The sequence below is a fragment of the Burkholderia sp. MSHR3999 genome, assembly GCF_000833595.1.
Classification (GTDB): Bacteria; Pseudomonadota; Gammaproteobacteria; order Burkholderiales; family Burkholderiaceae; genus Burkholderia; species Burkholderia ubonensis.
Map to the genome: position 1 here is coordinate 1,019,837 of NZ_JRFO01000007.1, position 21,400 is coordinate 1,041,236.

General features: G+C 68.4%; 20 protein-coding genes and 1 pseudogene. 11 read left to right on the forward strand and 10 right to left on the reverse strand.

The features are described from left to right. Positions 1-151: 151 nt before the first annotated feature. From KY49_RS28125 to KY49_RS28140, 4 genes are all read right to left on the reverse strand, one after another. Complete coding sequence (locus tag KY49_RS28125; RefSeq protein WP_042587654.1) at positions 152-1,171, reverse strand: Ldh family oxidoreductase; 1,020 nt, start codon at positions 1,169-1,171, stop codon at positions 152-154. After that, a complete protein-coding gene (locus KY49_RS28130; RefSeq protein WP_042587655.1) occupies positions 1,164-2,759 on the reverse strand; it encodes an aldehyde dehydrogenase (NADP(+)) in 1,596 nt (531 codons plus the stop codon). Before KY49_RS28130 ends, KY49_RS28125 begins: the two co-directional genes overlap by 8 nt. Positions 2,760-2,826: 67 nt before the next feature. Further along, positions 2,827-4,452, reverse strand: coding sequence for an APC family permease (locus tag KY49_RS28135; protein ID WP_042587656.1), 1,626 nt, complete (start codon positions 4,450-4,452; stop codon positions 2,827-2,829). 187 nt (positions 4,453-4,639) lie between these two features. Next, positions 4,640-5,560: a dihydrodipicolinate synthase family protein gene (locus KY49_RS28140; RefSeq protein WP_042587657.1), complete on the reverse strand. Its 921-nt coding sequence runs from the start codon at positions 5,558-5,560 to the stop codon at positions 4,640-4,642. A gap of 252 nt (positions 5,561-5,812) precedes the next feature. Between KY49_RS28140 and KY49_RS28145 the strand changes: the two genes are divergently transcribed. The 6 genes and pseudogenes from KY49_RS28145 to KY49_RS38820 form a co-directional block, all read left to right on the forward strand. Next, on the forward strand, positions 5,813-6,745 hold the full coding sequence (locus KY49_RS28145) for a 4-hydroxyproline epimerase (RefSeq protein ID WP_042588798.1): 933 nt from the start codon (positions 5,813-5,815) through the stop codon (positions 6,743-6,745). Then, the gene (locus KY49_RS28150; protein ID WP_042587658.1) at positions 6,742-7,869 is read left to right on the forward strand and encodes an NAD(P)/FAD-dependent oxidoreductase; all 1,128 of its coding nucleotides are present in this window, start codon (positions 6,742-6,744) and stop codon (positions 7,867-7,869) included. The genes KY49_RS28145 and KY49_RS28150 overlap by 4 nt, the downstream gene beginning before the upstream one ends. Continuing rightward, positions 7,866-8,099, forward strand: a complete 234-nt coding sequence (locus tag KY49_RS28155; RefSeq protein ID WP_010090052.1) for a (2Fe-2S)-binding protein — start codon at positions 7,866-7,868, stop codon at positions 8,097-8,099. Before KY49_RS28150 ends, KY49_RS28155 begins: the two co-directional genes overlap by 4 nt. After that, positions 8,096-9,355, forward strand: a complete 1,260-nt coding sequence (locus KY49_RS28160) for an NAD(P)/FAD-dependent oxidoreductase (protein ID WP_042587659.1) — start codon at positions 8,096-8,098, stop codon at positions 9,353-9,355. The genes KY49_RS28155 and KY49_RS28160 overlap by 4 nt, the downstream gene beginning before the upstream one ends. Next, a complete protein-coding gene (locus KY49_RS28165) occupies positions 9,352-9,765 on the forward strand; it encodes a YeeE/YedE family protein (RefSeq protein WP_042587660.1) in 414 nt (137 codons plus the stop codon). The genes KY49_RS28160 and KY49_RS28165 overlap by 4 nt, the downstream gene beginning before the upstream one ends. A 1-nt stretch (position 9,766) precedes the next feature. Further along, positions 9,767-10,027 (forward strand): annotated as a pseudogene (locus tag KY49_RS38820) (DUF6691 family protein); the annotation flags it as partial. Position 10,028: 1 nt separating this feature from the next. Here KY49_RS38820 and KY49_RS28170 read toward each other — a convergent pair. Next, positions 10,029-10,361, reverse strand: a complete 333-nt coding sequence (locus tag KY49_RS28170) for a hypothetical protein (RefSeq protein ID WP_042587661.1) — start codon at positions 10,359-10,361, stop codon at positions 10,029-10,031. A gap of 193 nt (positions 10,362-10,554) precedes the next feature. Here KY49_RS28170 and KY49_RS28175 point away from each other — a divergent pair, with 193 nt between their 5' ends. Beyond that, complete coding sequence (locus tag KY49_RS28175; RefSeq protein WP_042587662.1) at positions 10,555-12,045, forward strand: aminotransferase-like domain-containing protein; 1,491 nt, start codon at positions 10,555-10,557, stop codon at positions 12,043-12,045. Positions 12,046-12,084: 39 nt separating this feature from the next. Here the strand turns inward: KY49_RS28175 and KY49_RS28180 are convergent, their stop codons facing one another. From KY49_RS28180 to KY49_RS28200, 5 genes are all read right to left on the reverse strand, one after another. Continuing rightward, on the reverse strand, positions 12,085-12,360 hold the full coding sequence (locus tag KY49_RS28180) for a hypothetical protein (RefSeq protein ID WP_042587663.1): 276 nt from the start codon (positions 12,358-12,360) through the stop codon (positions 12,085-12,087). A gap of 185 nt (positions 12,361-12,545) precedes the next feature. Further along, complete coding sequence (locus KY49_RS28185; RefSeq protein WP_042587664.1) at positions 12,546-12,782, reverse strand: hypothetical protein; 237 nt, start codon at positions 12,780-12,782, stop codon at positions 12,546-12,548. Between the two features lie 112 nt (positions 12,783-12,894). Continuing rightward, a complete protein-coding gene (locus KY49_RS28190) occupies positions 12,895-13,461 on the reverse strand; it encodes a phasin family protein (protein ID WP_042587665.1) in 567 nt (188 codons plus the stop codon). Between the two features lie 130 nt (positions 13,462-13,591). After that, complete coding sequence (locus KY49_RS28195; RefSeq protein WP_042587666.1) at positions 13,592-13,789, reverse strand: hypothetical protein; 198 nt, start codon at positions 13,787-13,789, stop codon at positions 13,592-13,594. A 99-nt stretch (positions 13,790-13,888) separates the two neighbouring features. Then, the gene (locus KY49_RS28200; protein WP_042587667.1) at positions 13,889-14,275 is read right to left on the reverse strand and encodes a hypothetical protein; all 387 of its coding nucleotides are present in this window, start codon (positions 14,273-14,275) and stop codon (positions 13,889-13,891) included. A 301-nt stretch (positions 14,276-14,576) separates the two neighbouring features. Between KY49_RS28200 and KY49_RS28205 the strand changes: the two genes are divergently transcribed. From KY49_RS28205 to KY49_RS28220, 4 genes are all read left to right on the forward strand, one after another. Then, the gene (locus KY49_RS28205; protein ID WP_231636511.1) at positions 14,577-15,299 is read left to right on the forward strand and encodes a chemotaxis protein CheB; all 723 of its coding nucleotides are present in this window, start codon (positions 14,577-14,579) and stop codon (positions 15,297-15,299) included. 236 nt (positions 15,300-15,535) lie between these two features. Further along, positions 15,536-19,621, forward strand: coding sequence for a CheR family methyltransferase (locus KY49_RS28210; RefSeq protein ID WP_042587668.1), 4,086 nt, complete (start codon positions 15,536-15,538; stop codon positions 19,619-19,621). Between the two features lie 253 nt (positions 19,622-19,874). Beyond that, a complete protein-coding gene (locus tag KY49_RS28215; RefSeq protein WP_042587669.1) occupies positions 19,875-20,456 on the forward strand; it encodes a hypothetical protein in 582 nt (193 codons plus the stop codon). Positions 20,457-20,511: 55 nt separating this feature from the next. After that, positions 20,512-21,111, forward strand: a complete 600-nt coding sequence (locus KY49_RS28220; protein WP_042587670.1) for a helix-turn-helix domain-containing protein — start codon at positions 20,512-20,514, stop codon at positions 21,109-21,111. Positions 21,112-21,400 lie beyond the last annotated feature (289 nt).

The window sequence follows — 21,400 nt, forward strand, 5'->3', positions numbered from 1 at the left end:
GCGAGCCTTATGACAGCCTTAAGGTGCGCGAGCGCGCAGCGGTCGTGTGTGGCGGGGAAAGCAGAGACGACCGGGGGAAGCGAAGTACGCAACAGCGGGCGATACCGCATCGTCCGCGCGCATTGCGCCCGCGGACGATGCGTGTCGCGCATCAATCGAGCAGCGCGAGGATTTCCTCGTAAAGCGGCCGTGGAATCCGCACGCCGTTCGCCGCGCTGCGCGCGCGGGCGTCGAAGCGCCGTTGCGACGGCAGCCGCGCGCCCTGCGCGACGATCGATTCGAGCATCCGTTCGCCGCGCGCGAGCCCCGCGTCGAGGTCGTCGCCGAGAAACACCTTCGGGTCGAACGCGATCACGAGCTCGCCATGGCACGGGGTCGCGCCGACGCCCTCGTCGAAGGCCATCGACTCCTGGCTCGTCAGGTCGCCGATCAGCGCGCCGCCGAGCAGCTCGACCATCGCCGCGAGCGCCGAGCCCTTGTGGCCGCCGAACGTGCGCATCGCGCCCTGCAGCGCGGCCTTCGGATCGGTGGTCGGTTGGCCGTCGGCGTCGATCGCCCAGTGCGGCGGGATCGGCTTGCCTTGCTTCGCGTGCAGCTCGATGTCGCCGCGCGCGATCGCGCTGGTCGCGAAATCGAACACGAACGGCAGGCCGCCCGGCCGCGGCCACGCGAACGCGATCGGGTTGGTGCCGAACACGGGCCGGTTGCCGCCTTCCGGCGCGACCCAGCTATGGCTCGGATTCATCGCGATGCCGGCGAGGCCCTCGGCCGCGATGGCCTCGACCTCGGGCCACAGCGCGGAGAAGTGATAGCAGTGGTTGATCACCATCGCCGCGATGCCGTGCTGCTTGGCCATTTCAACCAGCACCGGCAGGCCCGTCTCGAAGCTCAGCAGCGAGAAGCCGCGATGCGCGTCGACCGCGACGATCGACGACGACAGCCGGCGCAGCGTCGGCACGGCCTGCGGATCGACCTTGCCCTTTTTCAGTGAGCGCACGCAGACGAGCAGCCGGTACACGCCGTGCGAATGGCATTCGTCGCGCTGGCCTTGCGTGATCACGTTCGCGATCGCGCGCGCATGCGCGTCGGACATCCCGTGGCGGGTCAGCACGCGCAGCGCGAGCGCGTGCACGTCGTCGAGCGGCAGGACGGCTTCGTTCGCGTCAGACATCGCGCGCCTCCTTCGGCAGCACCACGGCGCCGTCGATGCGCTGCGCGACGTGCAGCGGATTGTCATCGCGCAGCGCCGCCGGCAGCAGCGCGGCGGGCACGTCCTGATACGACACCGGGCGCAGGAAGCGCTCGATCGCGCGTGCGCCGACCGACGTCGTGCGCGTGTCGGACGTCGCCGGGAACGGGCCGCCGTGCACCATCGCATGCCCGACCTCGACGCCGGTGCCGAAGCCGTTGACGAGAATCCGGCCGGCCTTGCGTTCGAGCGTCGGCAGCAGCTTTGCGAACAGCGGCGCGTCGCCGTCGGCGAGATGCGCGGCGATCGTCAACTGGCCTTCGAGCGACTTCAGCACGCGGTGCAGCGTGTCGGCGTCCGGGCAGCGGACGATCAGCGACGCGGGGCCGAACACTTCGTCGCGCAGTTCGTGGCGCGCGATGAACGCTTCCGCCGACGTCGCGAACAGCGCGGCGCGCGCCTGGTAGCGGTCGCCTTCGACGCCTTCGGCGAGCGTGTCGACGGCAGCGTGCGCGCGCAGGCGCGCGACGCCGTCGCAGTAGCTCGCGTGGATGTGCGGCGTCAGCATCGTCGCCGCCGCAGCCGCGCGCGCCGCGGCCGCCGCGGCGGCCTCGAACGCGCGCAGTGCGGGCCCGTCGACGCCGAGCACGAGGCCCGGGTTCGTGCAGAACTGGCCGGCGCCGAGCGTCAGCGACGCGACGAACTGCTGCGCGATCGCATCGTGCCGCGCGGCGAGCGCGTCGGGCAGCAGCAGCACCGGGTTGATCGAGCTCATTTCCGCATAGACGGGAATCGGCTCGTCGCGCCTGGCCGCGATGTGCATCAGCGCGACGCCGCCGCGGCGCGAGCCGGTGAAGCCGACCGCCTTGATGCGCGGATCGGCGACGAGCGCCTGGCCGATCTCGCGCGACGCGTCGAACAGCAGCGAGAACACGCCGGCCGGCAAGCCGCATTCGCGCACCGCCTGCTGGATCGCGCGGCCGACGAGCTCCGACGTGCCCGGATGCGCGGAATGCGCCTTGACGATCACCGGGCAGCCGGCCGCGAGCGCCGACGCCGTGTCGCCGCCCGCGACCGAAAACGCGAGCGGGAAGTTCGACGCGCCGAACACGGCAACCGGCCCGATCGCGACGTTGCGCAGCCGCAGGTCGACGCGCGGCAGCGGCTTGCGCTCGGGGCGGGCGGGGTCGATGCGCGCGTCGAGGAAGCCGCCGTCGCGCACGACCGACGCGAACAGCCCGAGCTGGCCGACCGTGCGGCCGCGCTCGCCCTCGACGCGGGCGCGCGGCAGCCCGGATTCGGCGACGCAGCGCTCGATCAGTGCGTCGCCGAGCGCCATGATGTTGCGGCCGATCGCGTCGAGAAACGCGGCGCGCGCTTCGAGGCTCGTCTCTCGATACGTGTCGAACGCGTCGTCGGCGAGCGCGCAGGCCGTCTCCAGGTCGTGCAGGCTCGCGCCGCCGAACGCGGGTTCGAGCCGTTCGCCGGTCGCGGCGGCGATCGCGTGGAGGGTGCCGTTCTGCCCGGTGACGGCAGCGGAGCCGATCAAAAGCTGACCTGTGAGTCGCATGGTTCTCCTCGAAAAAAGTGCGGGCCGGGCGCGCGGCCCGGCCGATGAGAAAAAAGGGAAGGGGGCGTCAGCCTTCGTCGTCCTCGAGCTGCAGCTTCGCGGACGGCACGCCGGTATGCGCGCCCCAGTAATAGATGACGAGCGCGATCGCCGCGACGACGAGCGTGTCGTACGGATGCGCGAGCTGGCCCGTGCCGCCGAAGCCGCCGAAATACGACGCGACGATCATCGCCGCATGGAACGCGATCAGCCACGCCGACGAGCGCACCTGTTCGGCGAGGCTCAGGTGCGCGGTCGGCACCCAGCGGCGGCACGCGAGATAGATGACGAACATCGCGATCTGCAGCCCGAGCAGCCAGGACACGGTGCTCCAGCCCGACCAGTAGACGATCAGCGCGGCGATCACGAACGACGCGGGGCCGGTGATCGCGAACGCGCTCGCGCGGAACGGACGCGGCAGGTCGGGCGCGGTGCGGCGCAGTGCTGCGACCGATACCGGCGCGACCGCATAGCTGAGCACCAGCGCGGCCGACACGATGTTGATCAGCGCTTCCCACGACGGGAACGGCAGCGTCCAGAAGATCGCGAGGCCGAAGGTCAGCCACAGGCCCGCGCGCGGAATGCCGGACGCCTCGTCGATGCGCGTGAACACCTTGAAGAACGTGCCGGTCTTCGCCCAGCCGTAGACGACGCGCGGCGTCGCGTTCATGTAGATGTTGCCGCAGCCGCTCGGCGAGATCATCGCGTCGGCGACGACCATCACCGCGAGCCAGCCGACGCCGAGCGCGAGCGCGATGTCGCGGTAGGGCAGCGAGAACGCCTTGCTGACGTCGTGCCAGCCGGCGGCGAGCATGTCGGTCGGAATGCTGCCGATGAACGCGAGCTGCAGCAGCACGTAGATCAGCGTCGACAGCAGGATCGACAGGATCAGCGCGATCGGGATCGTGCGCTGCGGGTTGCGCACCTCGCTCGCGACCGACACGATCGGCGTGAGCCCGAGATACGCGAAGATGATGCCGCCGGCGGACACCGCCATCTCGATGCCCGGCATGCCGAACGGCGCGAAGCCGTGCACGGTCAGGTTCGCGGGCTTGAAGAACGTGAACAGCACCGCGATCACCGCGAGCGGCACGATGAACTTGAAGAGGCTGATGATGTTGTTCGCCTTCGCGAACGTCTTCACGCTCGAATAGTTCAGGTAGAAGAAGAAACCGAGGAGCGCGGCCTGCACGAGCCAGCCGAGCGTGGTCGGGTCGCTCGACCCTTCGGCCGTCAGCCCCGGAAACCACGCGGCCGCGTACTGGCGCGCGGCGACGACTTCGATCGCGATCAGGCTCGAAAAGGCGATCAGCGTGATGAAGCCCATCAGGTAGCCGAGCAGCGGCCCGTGCGAGAACACCGGATAGCGGACCACGCCGCCCGCGCGCGGCAGCGCGGCGCCGAGCTCGCAATAGACGATGCCGAGCAGCAGCACGGCGAAGCCGCCGAGCAGCCACGAGAAGATGCCGGCCGGGCCCGCGATCGTCGATACGTGACTTGCGGCGAACAGCCACCCCGACCCAAAGATGGCGCCGAGACCGATGAACGTGAGGTCGGTCAGCGACAACTGTTTCTTGAACTTGCCGTGACCCGCGTCGGGGTGCGCGGAACGGGAAAGCGGCACGGACGGTTGTGCATTGCCTTGGCCTGGCATGGGCTTTGTCTCCTATGGGAATGTCGGCACAGGCGGAAACCGCGCCGCGCTCCGGCGGAGCCGCGGCGCGCGCCTGCCGGCCGGCGGCGCCCGGTTCGATCGACCGGGGCGGGCCCGTGCGGGCCATGCCGGACCGAGGGCGGCGGCGCGACGGGGATAGCCGTTGCGCCGCCGCCGGGGAAGCCGGTCAGAGACCGACGTCGGGCAGCGTCGGGCGCGTTTCGAGCGCCTTCGCGACGATCGCCTTCACTTCCGCGAGCGTGTCGCCCTGCAGCGCGAGGCGCGGCGGGCGCGTGACCGCGCTGCCGCGGCCGACCAGCTCTTCGCACAGCTTGATGCACTGCACGAGGTCCGGGCGCGCGTCGAGGTGCAGCAGCGGCATGAACCAGCGGTACACCGCGAGCGCTTCGTCGAAACGCTTCTGCTTCGCGAGGCGGAACAGCGTCTCGCCTTCCTTCGGGAACGCGTTCGACATGCCCGACACCCAGCCCTGCGCGCCGACCGCGATGCTCTCGACCACGACGTCGTCGAGGCCCGCGAACAGCACGAAGCGGTCGCCGACCGCGTTGCGCAGGTCGATGAAGCGGCGCGTGTCGCCCGACGAATCCTTGAAGCAGACGATGTTCTCGCAGTCCTGCAGCGCGATCAGCACGTCCGGCGTCACGTCGTTCTTGTAGATCGGCGGGTTGTTGTAGACCATCACCGGCAGGTCGGTGCCCGTCGCGACCGCGCGGAAGTGCGCGGCGGTCTCGTGCGGCTTCGCCGAGTAGACGAGCGCCGGCATCACCATCACGCCGTCGACGCCGACGCGCTGCGCTTCGCGCACGGTGTTGCGCGCGAACTCGGTCGTGAACTCGGCGATGCCGGCGATCACCGGCACCTTGCCGCCGGCCGCGTCGCGCGCGGCCTCGATCACCTGGAGCTTCTCGCTCGTCGTCAGCGACGTGTTCTCGCCGACCGTGCCGCAGACCACGAGGCCCGACACGCCGTCGTTCACCAGGTTCTTCACCACGCGGTGCGTGGCGTCGATGTCGAGGGAAAAGTCCGGCTTGAACTGCGTGCTGACGGCCGGGAAAACCCCGGTCCACTGAATGGCGTTTCGGCTCACTGAAATCTCCTACGTTCGTATCGGTCGGCCGACAGGGGTGTCGGTGCGGCAACCAGTATCGCCGTGCAAACGCCCGTCGCGCTTGAGTCGTTTCCCGGAGCAACATGACGAAATCGGCACAGTCTCGGAAAGGGGCGCGCAAGGCGCCGCGCACTATGCCGATTTCGTCGTCGTCCTCAATGAAAATCCACAAGCGGGCGGACGCGCGACGGAGGAAGCTGTGCTCCTTTCCCCACTTTCGGACGACGCATGATGAAGCGCATCCAGATCATCGATTCGCACACCGGCGGCGAACCCACGCGGCTCGTCGTGTCCGGTTTTCCTGCGCTCGGCAACGGCTCGATGGCCGAGCGGCGCGATCGGCTCGCGCGCGAGCACGACCGCTATCGCACCGCGTGCATCCTCGAGCCGCGCGGCAGCGACGTGCTGGTCGGCGCGCTGCTGTGCGAGCCGGTGTCGCCCGACGCGGCCGCCGGCGTGATCTTCTTCAACAACAGCGGCTATCTCGGCATGTGCGGGCACGGCACGATCGGCGTCGTGCGCACGCTGCACCACATCGGGCGCATCCAGCCGGGCGTGCACCGGATCGAGACGCCGGTCGGCACCGTCGAGGCGACGCTGCATGACGACCTGTCGGTCAGCGTGCGCAACGTGCCCGCGTATCGCCATGCGAAGGACGTCGTCGTCGACGTGCCGGGCCATGGCCCCGTGAAGGGCGACATCGCGTGGGGCGGCAACTGGTTCTTCCTGATCAGCGGCCACGGCCAGCGCGTCGCCGGCGACAACGTCGCGGCGCTGACCGCGTATGCGTCGGCCGTGCGCGCAGGGCTCGAATGCGCGGGCATCACCGGCGCGAACGGCGGCGAGATCGACCACATCGAGCTGTTCGCCGACGATCCCGAGCACGACAGCCGCAGCTTCGTGCTGTGCCCGGGCCTCGCCTACGACCGTTCGCCGTGCGGCACCGGCACGAGCGCGAAGCTCGCGTGCCTCGCGGCGGACGGCAAGCTCGCGCCGGGCGTCGTGTGGAGGCAGGCGAGCGTGATCGGCAGCGTGTTCCACGCGAGCTATGCCGAAAGCGACGGCGGCATCGTGCCGACGATCCGCGGCACCGCGCACCTGAGCGCGGAAGCGACGCTGCTGATCGAGGACGACGATCCGTTCGGCTGGGGCATCGTGTCGTGAGCGACATGAAGACCGACGTCGTCGTGATCGGCGCGGGCATCGTCGGCGCGGCGTGCGCGCACGAGCTGGCGCAGCGCGGCCTGCGCGTGCTGGTGCTCGACGACGCCAGCGGCGGCGCGACGGGCGCGGGCATGGGGCATCTCGTCGCGATGGACGACAACGCGGCGGAGCTGGCGCTCAGCCATTTCTCGATCGAATTGTGGCGAGGGCTGAGCGGCGCGATGCCGGAAGGCTGCGCGTATCGCAACTGCGGGACGCTGTGGCTCGCGGCCGATTCGAACGAGATGGACCTCGCGCGCGCGAAGCAGGCGACGCTCGCCGCGCATGGCGTGGCCGGCGAGCTGGTCGACGGCGGCGCGCTCGCCGCGCTCGAACCGATGCTGCGGCCCGGGCTCGGCGGCGCGCTGAGGATTCCCGGCGACGGCATCCTGTACGCGCCCGTGACGGCGAACTGGCTGCTGCAGCGCGTGCCGGGCATCGTGTTGCGCCGCGACAAGGCGGTCGCGGTCGACGGGCCGAGCGTGACGCTCGCGAACGGCGACGTGCTGCGCGCGGAACGCGTGGTCGTCGCGAACGGCGTCGCCGCGCGCACGCTGCTGCCCGAACTGCCGCTGCGGCCGAAGAAGGGGCATCTGCTGATCACCGACCGTTACCCGGGATGCGTGTCGCACCAGCTCGTCGAGCTCGGCTATGCGGCGAGCGCGCATGCGAGCGACGGCACGTCGGTCGCGTTCAACGTGCAGCCGCGCCCGACCGGCCAGTTGCTGATCGGCTCGTCGCGCCAGTTCGACACGGAAGATCCACGCGTCGAGCCGCCGGTGCTCGCGCGCATGCTGCGCCGCGCGGTCGGCTACCTGCCGGCGCTCGCCGACCTGAACGGCATTCGCTCATGGACGGGTTTCCGCGCGGCGAGCCCGGACGGCCTGCCGCTGCTCGGCGAGCATCCGGCGCGGCCGGGCGTGTGGCTCGCGGTCGGGCACGAGGGGCTCGGCGTGACGACCGCGCCGGGCAGCGCGCGGCTCGTCGCCGCGCAGATGTTCGGCGAGCGGCCGCCGATCGACGTCGAACCGTATTTGCCGGGACGTTTCCTGTCGACGTCCCCTGTAGTCGGAGCGCTTTCATGATCATTCATCTGGACGGCCGCGCGCTGACGGTGGCGGACGGCCTGACGGTCGCCGCCGCCGTCGCGTCGAGCGGCGACGACACGACGCGCACGTCTTGCACCGGCGCGCCGCGCGCGCCGTTTTGCGGGATGGGCATCTGCCAGGAGTGCAGGATGACGATCGACGGACGCCGCCGGCTTGCGTGCCAGACGCTGTGCCGCGACGGGATGCAGGTGGAGCGCACTAGATGAAACACGAGATTCTGAGCGTCGACGTCGCGATCGTCGGCGCGGGGCCGGCCGGGCTGTCCGCCGCGCGGGCGGCGGCGCGAAGCGGCGCGTCGGTCGCGATCGTCGACGACAGCCCGCGCGCGGGCGGGCAGATCTGGCGGCATGGGCCGGGCGTCGCTGCGCCGCCGGCCGCGGCCGCGCGTTTCGACGTGCTGCGGCAACCGAACGTGCGGCATCTCGCGGCGACGCGCATCGTCGCCGAAGCGAGCCCGTGCACGCTGCTGCTCGAAGACGACGAACGCGGGCTGCTGCTCGAATACCGGACGCTGATCCTGTGCTGCGGCGCGCGCGAGCTGCTGCTGCCGTTTCCCGGCTGGACGCTGCCGGGCGTCACCGGCGCGGGCGGCTTGCAGGCGCTGATCAAGCACGGCCTCGACGTGCGCGGGCAGCGCACCGTGATCGCGGGCAGCGGGCCGCTGCTGCTGGCGAGCGCCGCGACGGCGCGCGAGCGCGGCGCGCAGGTGCTGCACGTGCTCGAACAGGCCGCGCGGGCGGATGTGATCGGCTTCGGAGTCCGGCTGTGGCGCTGGCCGTCCAAGCTCGCGCAGGCGGCGCGGCTGATGACGCCGGTGTACCGGCCGGATGCTTATGTCGTCGAGGCCTTCGGCGGCCAGCGGCTCGAAGGCGTGCGGATCAGGCAGGCCGGCCGCGAATTCGACGTCGAATGCGACCGGCTCGCGTGCGGATTCGGACTCGTGCCGAACACGGCGCTGCCGAGCCATCTCGGCTGCCGGATCGAACACGGCGCGGTGGCGGTCGATGCGCACCAGCGTACGAGCCGGGAAGGGCATTTCGCGGCGGGCGAATGCACGGGCGTAGGCGGCAGCGAGCTGGCGATGGTCGAAGGCGAGATCGCCGGTTGTGCGGCAACCGGACAGACGTCGCGGCTTGCCGGGCTGATTGCACGCCGCGCCCGCTGGCAGGCGTTCGCGGATGCGGTGCGCGATCGGTTCGCGATCCGCGAGCCGGTCCGCAAGCTCGCGCGGCTCGATACGCTCGTCTGCCGCTGCGAGGACGTGCGCTACGACGCGCTCGTGAACGAAGCCGGCTGGACGGCCGCGAAGCTGCAGTCGCGCTGCGGAATGGGCGCGTGCCAGGGCCGCGTGTGCGGCGCGGCCGCGCAGGCGCTGTTCGGCTGGACGCCGCCGGCGCCGCGTCCGCCGCTCGTGCCGGCGCGAGTGGGGACGTTGGTGCTGGATGGGGGCGACGACGCTTGAGTCGAGGCCGGTCGCCGGCTTGGGGCGGGAAAAGGCGCAGCGGCGGGGATGCGCTCGTCGCGTTCAACGGCCGCGTGGCCGGGATCAGCGGCATCGTCGGCGGTTTGCTCGCGCGCCGTGCGGACGGGCGCGACTGGCGGCTGGCGTTCGTCGCGGGGCTGATCGTCGCGCCGCTCATGCTGCGCGCGACCGGAATCGGGGCGGCGCCGCAGGTCGACGCGAGCTGGCCCGTCGTCATCGCGGCCGGCCTGCTGGTCGGAATCGGCACGCGTTACGCGGGCGGATGCACGAGCGGCCACGGCGTGTGCGGGCTGTCGCGCGGGTCGCTGCGCTCGCTGGTCGCGATGGCGACGTTCATGGCCGTCGGGTTCCTGATCGTGTTCGTGCAGCGGCATGTGCTGGGAGGCTGACATGGCGGCGTGGTTCGCATTCCTTGCCGGGCTGGCATTCGGCGGCGGGCTCGTCGTGTCGGGCATGGCCAATCCGCAGAAAGTCCTCGGCTTTCTCGATCTCGCGGGAAGCTGGGACCCGTCGCTTGCCTTCCTGATGGCCGGCGCGACGGGCGTCGGCGTGCTCGCATTCGCATGGGCGAAGCGCCGCTCGCGGTCGTGGCTCGGCCTGCCGATGCAGTTGCCGGCCGCGCGCACGATTACCGTGCGTCTGGTGGCGGGCGTCACGACGTGGCCGTCCGCCCGCGGCGCAAGCGCGCCCGCCACGCGTCGAGCACGCCGCGCCATCCGGCACGCGGCTCCGGCGCGACCACAGCCGTACTGGCCGCCGTCGCGCCGGCAGGCGCGAGCGACGCATGGCCGGCCGTTTCGATCGTCAGGCAGTCGCCGGCGTCGAGCACCCTGCGGATGTAGTGCGGCGCGTCCGGCAGCCAGTCGAGACCGCCGTGCCGGAGCGTGACGGCGAGCGCGCCGTCCAGCACGATGACCTGGCTGCCCTTGTCGAACCACGCGATGTGGCTTTGGCCGGCGTCCAGCCGGAAGTGTCGAGTCCGCATGGCGATTCCTTTCCCGGTTGCGCGCCGTCGCGTCGTGCGCGGCGATCGCATGTCGACAGGTTAGGGACGCCCGCCCGGGCGCGACAGATTCAGGGGGCGGGAATCTGTTGCGGTGCAAGCGTCAATTCGCGCGGCTGTATCGGTCGGTTTTCCCGGGATCTGTATCTGGCAGCAGAACAGCCGCGCGGGCACGATGGCCCGCATGAATTCTTCCCGCGACGCCTTCCGCCAGCATCTGCCGATCGCCGGCGAGCCGCTGTACGAACGCCTCGCCGAGCACTACCGACGCATCATCGCCGCCGGCACGCTGGCGCCCGGCGACCGGATGCCGTCGGTGCGCGCGATGATGGAGCAGCACGGCGTCAGCCTGTCGACGGCGATCCAGACGTTCCGGCGGCTCGAAGACGCCGGCTGGTGCGAGGCGAAGCCGCGCTCCGGCTACTTTGTCCGCCGTCGCGCGTCGGCCGCGCTCGAGACGCTGCGCGAAAGCGACGCGACGCCGCTGACGGTCGCCCCGCCGTTCGCCGGCCTGCACGAGCGCGTATCGCGGGTGATCGACCGCGCGAACGCGATGCCCGATGCGCTGAATCTCGGCGGCGCGTCGGCGTCGTCGGCGCTGTATCCGACGGCGCGCCTGCAGGCGCTCGCGATCCGGCTGCTGCGGCGCAAGCCGACGCTGCTCACCGATGCCGGCCCGGTCGGCGGTTCGCCCGAGTTCCGGCAGACGATGGCGAAGCGCGCGCTGGCGTATGGCGTGACGGTGTCGCCGGACGAAGTCATGTCGACGAGCGGCGGCGTCGACGCGGTGAACCTCGCATTGCGCGCGGTCGCGCGGCCGGGCGACACGATCGCGATCGAATCGCCGGCGTTCTTCGGGCTGATCCAGCTGCTCGAAAGCCTTGGCCTGCGCACGCTCGAAATCCCCGCCAGCCCGACGACCGGGCTGTCGATCGAGGCGCTCGACGTGGCGCTGTCCGCCTATCCGGACATCAAGGCGGTGGTCGTCGTGCCGAACCTGCAGAACCCGCTCGGCAGCGTGATGCCCGACGACCGCAAGGCCGCGCTCGTCGCGCTGTGCGCGCGGCACGGCGTGGCCGTGATCGAGGACGAGCCGTACCGCGAGCTGGTCGAAGCGCCGCAGGCCGTGAAGCCCGTCAAGGCGTGGGACCGCGACGGCACCGTGATCTACTGCCCGTCGCTGAACAAGGTGCTCGCGCCCGGCATGCGGCTCGGTTGGATGAGCGCGGGGCGCTGGCATGCGCGCGTGAAGATGCTGAAATTTGCGCACAGTCGCCACAACGCCGCGCTGCTGCAGGCGGTCGCGGCCGAATTCGTCGGTTCGGGCGCGTTCGACCGCCATCTGCACCGGTTCCGCGAGCAGTTGCGCGCACAGCGCGACGCGACGATCGACGCGATCGCGCGCCACTTTCCGGCCGGCACGCGGCTGAACCAGCCGCCGGGCGGCCTGATGCTGTGGGTCGCATTGCCGGACGGCGTGTGTTCGGAGGCGCTGTTCAATGCGGCGCTCGAACAAGGGGTGCGCATCGCGCCCGGCGCGATCTTTTCCAACACCGACCGCTTCGACGCCTTCATCCGCATCGGCTGCGCGCGACCGTTCGACGCGCAGCTCGAAGCGGCTTTCGGGACGCTTGGCCGCCTCGTGCGCGCCGCGGCGGCCGCGTAAGCAGCCGCGCCGTTGCGCCTGCCCGATCGGCCGCCCGGCTCAGCGGCTGGCGGTGTGGGCGGCGAGGTGCTGGCGGATCAGCGACAGATAGCGATCGCCGACCGAGAAATCGCGCACCGCCCGCGGCCGAGCCGTGTGGCGCAGCGTCGCCGGCGCGCTGACGCCCAGATACCGGCACAGGGCCGACGGAAAGGGCTTGCGGGTGTGCCCGAGCTGCCGCGCCGCGCGCTCCACGCGCGCATCGCCGACTTGCGTACGCAGCCAGGCCAGCACTTGGCGATCGGTGTCGTTGACGATCCGGACCAGATGTTCCATCGCGCACCTCACTGTTTATAAATACAGTACTGTAAATATAACCAGTATCTCGTGCGGCAGCAAGCGGCACGTATCTGTCCGATGCGCGAGGCGGTGATTCGGGACGATAGGGGGCGATTCGGGCGTGGAGGGAAGGGAGGCGCCGTGCGAGCCGAAACGGTCTCGAACGACGGCAGGCGAGTGTGCTAGCGATGCCGGTTCGCCTTTTCGATCGCGTCGAGCCGTGCCAGCAGCGTGTCGACTTGCGGCTGCAGCCCCGGCGGAAGATCGGCAATGCCGTTGATGCGTGCACGCCAGTAGTCCGGCTGCGTCACGATCGTTCCTTTCCAGTCGAGGCGCTCACCTTGAACGAGCTGTTCGAGTCGCGTGACCATGGCAGCGATGTGTACCAACTCCTGCGCCGCGGGATGGTGGTAATTCATGCCTTTTGCCAATGGCGCACGCCATCGTTCCGGCGCGCATCGACATCGCGTTGGTGATGCATGCCGTTCACAGGTGAACGGCATGCGGCAATGCCCGTCAAGCCGGCTATGGCTATCGCTTGGCTGCCTGCCGTTCCTGCTCGATGGCGCGCTTGGCGTTCTTCGACGCCGCCGCGGCGACCACGTCGATGTTGCTTCGCGCGACTTCGACCGCCTGCTGCCCGGTTTTTTCCAGCGTCTGGTAGAGCGTATTGGCGGCGACGATCGCCGAGTTCCATGCAGCCACGGCGGCCTCGGAGCCGGCCGGCGCGTGTTTCGTCGCGTCTTCGACGAACGTCTGGACGCGGCGCACGCAAGACTCGTTGCCGGCCTGGGCGGCCTTCAGCACTTCAGCCTGGGCGGACGACAGGATGCCGAAAAATTCGCGGCTGTAGGACTGAACCTTCTCGGCCAGCGGCGCCGCGATCGAGCGCTGGATCGCGATCCAATCCTGTGGTTTTTCCGCCGTGCTCCGCGCGACTTCCAGCGCGACTTCCAGCGCGTCTTCCAGCGCCGATTGCGTGAAGCGCGCGTTGAGTTCCGCCAGCTTCCCGACTTCATCGACCATCTTGCCGACCAGACTGAAAACGACGTCGAGATTGGCGCGCTGCGCGCTCGAAATCAGCTCATGGGCTTGCATGATCAGCGATCTCCTGGATTGATCGAATTTCCGTGGACCCGCGCTATTCGGCGTGCCGAATGAGCCGCATCGCAGCCATTCGAACCTCGGTCCGTGATGGGGATGACCCGCCCGGCGGCCCGGGCGACGGTCAGCGTTTTCGCGTCATCGCCCGCAGCAGCAGTTCACCGTCATTCGTCACGCGTGGACGGCGCGCGCCGGAAACGAGTCTCTCGAGAACGACGAGCCGTTGCTCGAGCAGGGTGTCGAGTTCGTCGCGGCTCATGTCGATCTGGTCAGGCGATGACTTGACCAGCATGAGCGCCGCAAATTCATGGGGGCTCAGCATTGTTGTCTCCGATATCTGAAATAAGCAGGCGTTGCCGCTCGGCACTGAGTCGGCTTTCGCGACATCGAGTCGCGTGCACTGCTTGCGCGTCGCGTGCGATCAATCCTGCCCGGAACGCGCAATGTGATGCGTGATATCCCTGACTATCGTCAGCTTCGGATGGGGGCGCGCGATCGGGAACGAATCCGCGGCTTCATTTGCATCTTCCTTCTCGTGTCGATGGGTTGCGGGATTCGAGACCACGTTCAAATGAAACAGGGTGAGGCTCAATTCCAGCGGTGTCTCGATGAACATGTCGGCGATGTCGGCCGTGCACAGCGGCCCGGACTCGACAAGATCGACCGTCATCGATTCCACGCCGGTGATGCGATCGACGCTGATGCTCCAGCGATAGACCTTTGCTCTGCTTTTTGCGAGGCATCGCCACACCGAGATGACTCGCAGCTTGCCCTGGGCGGCGCGGAACGACAGCCTTTGAACGATCATCTTTGATATCCCGTGAGGTGACTTTCTCGAGCGGAAAATGACCGTACCAAGCATATGACAGGGCCGGCGGAAAAGTACACGACGGGAATGTGTCCGTATGGTCGGCTTTACGGACAGGGGCGCCGGATGCAGGCAGGCGCTGCGTTTCGCCCGGTCGTCGAGGAGCAAGCGCGGCGTCACATGCCGGTCAGGTACGGTCCGATGAATCGGCGGTGCCGCGACGCGCGGTCTCGCTATCACGTTCGAATGTCGATGAGATGGCATGCGCGCAATGTACGGTTGCGCAAAACTCCGAGACGGCGTGCAATGGAAACGGATACGTTCACCGCAACCTGATCCGGCGAGCCGGCCGAATCCCGCCGGGGTCGGACGTTCATATCCGCGCGGCAGACTTCGCGACATGCAGGCGCGGGCACGCGTATTGCTGCACGTAAACGATTCGCGGATTGGAGCCCGAATGACCCACCGAGACTTCATCGCAATAGGTGCGTCGTCGGGGGGCGTGGATGCGCTTCGTGTTCTTGCCTCCCTGCTTCCCGGCGACCTGCCGGCGACCATCGCGATCGTCGTGCACATCGGCGTCCATGACAGTTGCCTGCCGTCGCTGCTGTGCGACTCCGGGCCGCTGCGCGCCGAGCATGCCAAGGATGGCCAGACGTACCGGATCGGCAGCATTTACGTAGCACCGCCGGATCGGCACCTGATCGTCGAAGGCGCGCATTTTCGCTTGCTGAACGGGGCGAAGGAGAACTTTGCGCGACCGGCGATCGACCCGCTGTTTCGCAGCGCGGCCGCCGAGATGGGTGCGCGCGTCATCGGCGTCATCCTGACGGGCACGCTGGACGACGGCGCGGCCGGTCTCGAGGCCATCCAGTCGTGCGGGGGCTCGACGATCGTCCAGGACCCTGCCGAAGCTTTCGCCGGCGAAATGCCGCTGCATGCGGCTCGCTACGCCGATCAGGTCCTGTCGCTCGACGGCCTCGCGCACCGGCTGATCGAGCTGACGACAGGCGGCGGCGGCTGACGGGATCGCGCGGCAGCGTGCCGTCGAGTGCGCGTTGCGCGAGAGCGAAAGGAGGCGCGGCGACAACGCGGCGACAACGCGGCGCGCAACCGGCGGGAGGAGGCGGCAAAGTTCTTGCAGTCGATGCGCGGCGAAGGATAATAGAGGTCTCAGCGCATCTTGGCGCAAGCAGGCCAGGAGCCTCCCCGGCCTTGGTCGCGACTCACACAATTATTCATCGAACAGGACACGCAGCAATGCCGAAACGACGTGGGCAGACTCTCCCGAGCCAGGCAGACTATCCGATCGTCGGCATCGGCGCATCGGCCGGCGGGTTGAGTGCGCTCCTGGAATTCTTCGAGGCGCTGCCGGCGCACACGTCGATGGCGTTCGTCGTGGTCGTGCACCTGGCGCCCGATCACGAAAGCAATCTGGCTTCCCTGCTGCAGAAGGCCACCGGCATGCCCGTGCTGCAGGTGACGACCGCCACGCCGATTCAGCCCGACCATGTCTACCTGATCGCGCCGTCGCTCGAACTGACGATGGTCGACGACTACCTGCGCGTTGCGCCCAGCCGGCCCGAGGAAGGCGGGCGCAGGGCCGCCATCGACCTGTTCTTCCGCACGCTCGCGGAAACCCACCGCGAACGCGCGATCGGCATCGTGCTGTCCGGCGCGGGCTCGGACGGCTCCGTCGGGCTGTCGCGCGTCAAGGAAATGGGCGGCATCACGTTCGCGCAAGACCCGGCCGAAGCGGAATACGACAGCATGCCGCGCAGCGCCATCGCCACCGGCATGGTCGACTTCGTGCTCACGGCGGCCGAGATGCCGCAGCGGCTGCTGGATCTGTGGCTGACCGCAAAGGAAATTCACCTGCCCGCCGTCGAAGACGAGGAGCGCCAGGAAGACTTGATGAACGAGTCGGCCGAGCGTGCGTTGCGCGAGATCATGATCATCCTGCGCACGCGCACCGCGCACGATTTTCGTCATTACAAGCGGGCGACCGTGCTGCGCCGGATCGAGCGCCGCCTGCAGGTGAACGGCATCACCGATCTCCAGGCGTATCGCGACTATCTCCATCTGCACCCGGACGAAACCCAGGCGCTGCTGCAGGACATGCTGATCAGCGTCACGAACTTCTTCCGCGACAAGGAAACGTTCGACGTGCTGGAGCGCGAAGTCCTGCCCCAGTTTTTCGAGGGGCGCAGCGAGCAGGACCGCATCCGCGTCTGGTCCGTCGGCTGTGCGACCGGCGAAGAAGCGTATTCGCTCGCGATGCTGCTGCAGGAACGATCGCTGAAGTCGTCCGAGGGCATTTCGTTCCAGGTCTTCGCGACCGATATCGACGAGCGGGCGATCTCCTTCGCGCGCGCCGGCCTCTATCCCGACTCGATTCTCGCCGACGTGACGGCGGGCCGCGTGCGCCAGTTCTTTTCGAAGGACGCCGCGCACTATCGCATCAAGAAGGAACTGCGCGAGCATATGCTGTTCGCGCACCACAACGTGCTGAGCGACCCGCCGTTCTCGCGGCTCGACCTGATCTGCTGCCGCAATCTGCTGATCTATCTGGACCGCGAGGCCCAGATCGAGATCCTGAAGATGTTCCACTTCGCGCTGCGTCCGGGCGGCGTGCTGTTCCTCGGCAGTTCGGAGTCGGCCGACAGCGTCAGCTCGATGTTCAGCGTGATCGACAAGCGCAACCGCATCTATCGCGCGAACGTGGCGGTGCGCGGCGACACGCCGATGCCTGTCGCGATCACCGGAACGATGAGCGCGCGGCCGGTCGTCGCGACGGTGCAGCTGCCGGGGCGCCGCCGCTTCTCGTTCGGCGACCTGCACCAGCGCCTCGTCGAGCAATACGCGCCGCCGAGCGTGCTCGTGAACCGCGACTCCGAAATCGTCCACCTGTCCGATCGCGCGGGGCGGTTCCTGCAGTATTCGGGCGGCGAGCCGTCGCACAACATCATCGCGGCGGTGCGCCCCGAACTGCGGCTCGAACTGCGCACCGCGATCTACCAGGCGCTGCACACGAACCGCAGCGTGGAAGCGCGGCGCGTGAGGATCGAGCGCGACGCGCGGTCGTATTTCGTCAACATGACGGCGCGCCCGGTGCACGACCCCGAAGCCAATGCGGATTTCGTGCTGGTGCTGTTCGATGAAGTCGAAGACAGCATGAGCGGTGGGGAGACCGCGACGGCCGACACGCAGAAGGACCCGATCATCACCCAGCTCGAGCGCGAGCTGCAGCGCACCAAGGAGCAACTGCAGTCGACGATCGAGCAATCGGAAACGTCGACGGAAGAGCTGAAGGCCTCCAACGAGGAGCTGCAGGCCATCAACGAGGAGCTGCGTTCGGCGACGGAAGAGCTCGAGACCAGCAAGGAGGAACTGCAGTCGATCAACGAGGAGCTGACCACCGTCAACGCCGAGCTGAAGTCGAAGGTCGAGGAAACCGGCAAGATCAACGACGACTTGCAGAACCTGATCGCCGCGAACGACATCGGCACGATCTTCGTCGATCGCAATATCTGCATCAAGCGCTACACGCCGCGCGCGACGGACGTGTTCAGCATCATTCCGTCCGACATCGGCCGGTCGCTGCTCGACATCACGCATCGGCTCGAATACGACAAGCTCGCCGACGACGCGGCCGAGGCATTCGATTCGCTGCGCCTGATCGAGCGCGAGCTGAAGAGCAACGACGGGCGCTGGTATCTCGCGCGCTTCGTGCCGTACCGGACGACGGAAGACCGCATCGACGGCGCGGTGCTGTCCTTCATCGACATCACGGACCGGCGGCGGGCGGAAGAACGGCTGCGCGAAGGCGAGCGGCGCATGCGGATCGTGACCGAGGGCACCAAGGACTACGCGATCATCACGTTCGACGACGACGGCGCCATCACCAGCTGGAATGCGGGCGCGGAACGAATCTTCGGGTACGCCGCAGCGGAAATGATCGGGCAGTCCGCCGAGGTGCTGTCGACCGACGAGGACCGGGCCGGCCACGTTGCCGAGCGCGAGTTCGCGCAGGCGCGCGCGAACGGGCGCATCGAAGAGGCGCGTTGGCACCGGCGCAAGGACGGCACCCGTTTCTTCGCGAGCGGCGTGTTGTCGCGTCTCGACGAGCCGGGCGTCAGCGGGTTTGCAAAAATCGCCCGCGATCTCGGGGAATCCACCCAGGCCGCCACGGTCGGCCGAGACGCACAGGTCGAACAGCTTCGCGTTTCCCGCGAGCAGGATGCCGAGCGGCGTCGCGACGAATTCCTCGCCGTCGTCTCCCATGAGCTGAAGAACCCGCTCAACCTCATTTCGGCGAGCGCGGAGCTGATCGCGCGTTCGCCGGAGGCGCGGCAAAGCCTGAACATCTCGCGCGCGACCGAGACGATCCGGCGCACGGTGATTGGCCAGGCGCAGATCATCGACGATCTGCTCGATGTGTCGCGCGTGCGGACCGGCAAGCTGTCCGTGGTGCGCACGCCCGTCGACATGCGCGAGATCGTGCGGCGCGTCGCCAGCGCCGTGCAGGACGAATCGAACCAGCGCGGCCTCGCGCTCCAGGTCGCGATGACCGAGTCGCCCGTCATCATCCTCGCGGACCTCACGCGCATCGAGCAGGTCGTCTGGAACCTGATCAGCAATGCGCTGAAGTTCACGAGCCACGGCAGGGTGGACGTGTCGCTGCAGGTCAACGGCCATGCGGAGGCCGTGCTGCGCGTGGCCGATACCGGCAGCGGCATCGAGCCGGCGCTGTTGCCGCACATCTTCGACATGTTCCGCCAGAGCCGCGACCCAGCCGCACGCCGCGCCGGCCTCGGCATCGGCCTCGCGCTGGTCCGGGAGCTGGTGAGTCTCCATGGCGGCACGGTGCGGGCGGAGTCCGAGGGCGCCGGCCGCGGCGCGACGTTCACGGTCACGCTGCCGACGCATCGCGCGCATGCCGATGCGAATGCGGCCGGCGGGATGCTCGCCGAATCGTTGCATGGCTTGCATATCCTGATGGTCGACGACGATACGGAGACGGTCGAGACCTTCAAGCTCCTGCTGGAAAGCGAAGGCGCGATCGTTCGGACGGCGACCAGCGGCGAACAGGCGCTGTCGATGCTCGACGGCAACGTGCCGGACGTCGTGCTGTCCGATATCGGCATGCCGGGCATGGACGGGCTGGCGTTCGTCGGGAAGCTGCGCGAAGCGCCGGCCATGAAATCGGTGATCTGCATTGCGCTCAGCGGCTTCGGCCAGGAAGCCGACGTCAGGCTGGCCGAGCAGGCGGGCTTCGATGCGCACCTGAAGAAGCCCGTGACGCTCGAAAACCTGCAGTCCGTGTTCTCGCGGCTGCGCGGCTAGGGCCTGTTCCCGCTAATAACGGGCTTGCGCTGGCCGCCAGAAGGGCCGAGCGCGAGGAGGCCCTTGCGCACGCCGACCCGGGCCGCGGAGGCGGAGCGTCGCCGTCGCCGTCGAAGCGGCGGCAGTGCGCGAGGATTGCGCAGGCGGCGCATACTGCAACTGGATGACATGCCGCGGGACGCGTCGCGACATGCGTTGCCCAGGCTCGGATGTCGGTTCCGACCCGTACCGAGCGACGGAAGCCCAGCGAGAAATGACGAACAGCATCGACAATCGCGACAAGGATGCGAAGGCGCAATTCGACGAAGCCGCCCGGCGGCTCGAGGCCGCGGAGGCCCGCTTGCAGGCGCTGCTCGCCAATCCGTTCGCGGACGAAACTGCGCGGCAAACGGCGCTGGAATCCTACCAGGAGGCTCGCCTGCTCTGGCTGAGCAGCGAAGCCGTATTGCGCAGCGCGGCGATCGTCGACGACCCGCCACGGCACGCGGGCAAGAGCGTCGTGATTCTCCGGGGCAACCCGCACGTCGGGGAATCGATTGCGCTGTTGTTGCGCTTGCGAGGATTCAGCACGACCGTGCTCCCGAAGCATCGCGTCGAGGAGACGGTCGCGCACGGGCCCGTCGCGGCGGTGATCGTCGACATCGAGCGAGATCCGCACAGGGCGCGCGAGCTCGCCGTCGACACGCTCAGGACGTACCCCGGCGCCCGTATCGTCGGCATGATTCCGCAGACGCTGGCGCGCTGCGACTGGAGGGAGTTTCACGCCGTCATCGTGAAGCCGGCCTCGATCGACATGATCGTGCGGGCCATCGCAGGCGATGCCGGGGCATCATAGAACAAGGTAGCGAACCACGGATCGGCCGACAGCGTTGCGTCCTTCGGAGCTGGCTTTGCAGCGAACCTACTTCTACATCAACAGTGCGGCCGATGGCCATGTTCCGGAGCAGGAACTGATTGCGTTCGACAAGGCCGGCTACACCATCGTGCTCAATCGCATCGCAACCGATCATGTGCCGCCGCACGTCGCCGCGGCGGAGCGGCCCGAACTCAAGGGCCTGTTGAGACGCGCCGCGCCCGGCGATCTGCTGGTGGTGCTCGAACTCGCCGCGCTCGGGTGCAGCGCGCGGGACGTGCTGTCGACCCTGATGCATTGCCGCAGCGAAGGAATTTCGGTTCGATGCGTCGAACTCGGCAACGTCGACCTGGCCGGCCGTTCCGAACCGCAGGCGGTCAAAACGCTGAAGGCGATCGTCCGGATGGAGATCGTGACGAGAAGCCAGCGCAGCAGGGAAGGGTTGAAATCCGCGCAGGACAGCGGGCGACGCACCGGCCGGCCGGCGTCGCTTTCGCACCATGATCGGGAGCGCGTGATGCGCGCGCTCGACAAGGGTCTGTCGATCAGCGAGATCGCGCGCAGGTTCGGCACCTCGCGTCAGACCGTCATGCGGATCCGGGCGTCCGCTGCGGCGGCTGCCGCAGCGCAGCGCTGACGCGAGTTCGGTCGCGCCGATCTTGTGCAGCAGCGCGGCCGTCGCTGTAGTGACTTTCAGGTCGCACCTGCGTCAACACAGCATATTTCCGTCCGCAACCGGCTGGACGTTTACTCTTTCGAAACAAAGCCTGAAAGATTCGTAATGTGAATAATCGCGATGCATCCAAAGAATTTCATGGCACCGGTCCACTTTGATATGATTCGTTTCCATTGAATATATTGTGTAGGATTTGCAAATATTTAGAAGGTATGCGGCATAGTTTTGCCATTGTTATTCTTGTTGAGCA

Excerpts from the sequence above, each read along its gene's own strand:
- KY49_RS28145 (WP_042588798.1), top strand. The coding sequence starts at position 5,813 with ATGAAGCGCATCCAGATCATCGATTCGCACACCGGCGGCGAACCCACG.
- KY49_RS28190 (WP_042587665.1), bottom strand. The coding sequence starts at position 13,461 with ATGCAAGCCCATGAGCTGATTTCGAGCGCGCAGCGCGCCAATCTCGAC.
- KY49_RS28215 (WP_042587669.1), top strand. The coding sequence starts at position 19,875 with ATGACGAACAGCATCGACAATCGCGACAAGGATGCGAAGGCGCAATTC.
- KY49_RS28160 (WP_042587659.1), top strand. The coding sequence starts at position 8,096 with ATGAAACACGAGATTCTGAGCGTCGACGTCGCGATCGTCGGCGCGGGG.
- KY49_RS28185 (WP_042587664.1), bottom strand. The coding sequence starts at position 12,782 with ATGAATTACCACCATCCCGCGGCGCAGGAGTTGGTACACATCGCTGCC.
- KY49_RS28210 (WP_042587668.1), top strand. The coding sequence starts at position 15,536 with ATGCCGAAACGACGTGGGCAGACTCTCCCGAGCCAGGCAGACTATCCG.
- KY49_RS28175 (WP_042587662.1), top strand. The coding sequence starts at position 10,555 with ATGGCCCGCATGAATTCTTCCCGCGACGCCTTCCGCCAGCATCTGCCG.
- KY49_RS28170 (WP_042587661.1), bottom strand. The coding sequence starts at position 10,361 with ATGCGGACTCGACACTTCCGGCTGGACGCCGGCCAAAGCCACATCGCG.
- KY49_RS28155 (WP_010090052.1), top strand. The coding sequence starts at position 7,866 with ATGATCATTCATCTGGACGGCCGCGCGCTGACGGTGGCGGACGGCCTG.
- KY49_RS28125 (WP_042587654.1), bottom strand. The coding sequence starts at position 1,171 with ATGTCTGACGCGAACGAAGCCGTCCTGCCGCTCGACGACGTGCACGCG.
- KY49_RS28200 (WP_042587667.1), bottom strand. The coding sequence starts at position 14,275 with ATGATCGTTCAAAGGCTGTCGTTCCGCGCCGCCCAGGGCAAGCTGCGA.
- KY49_RS28180 (WP_042587663.1), bottom strand. The coding sequence starts at position 12,360 with ATGGAACATCTGGTCCGGATCGTCAACGACACCGATCGCCAAGTGCTG.
- KY49_RS28195 (WP_042587666.1), bottom strand. The coding sequence starts at position 13,789 with ATGCTGAGCCCCCATGAATTTGCGGCGCTCATGCTGGTCAAGTCATCG.
- KY49_RS28130 (WP_042587655.1), bottom strand. The coding sequence starts at position 2,759 with ATGCGACTCACAGGTCAGCTTTTGATCGGCTCCGCTGCCGTCACCGGG.
- KY49_RS28135 (WP_042587656.1), bottom strand. The coding sequence starts at position 4,452 with ATGCCAGGCCAAGGCAATGCACAACCGTCCGTGCCGCTTTCCCGTTCC.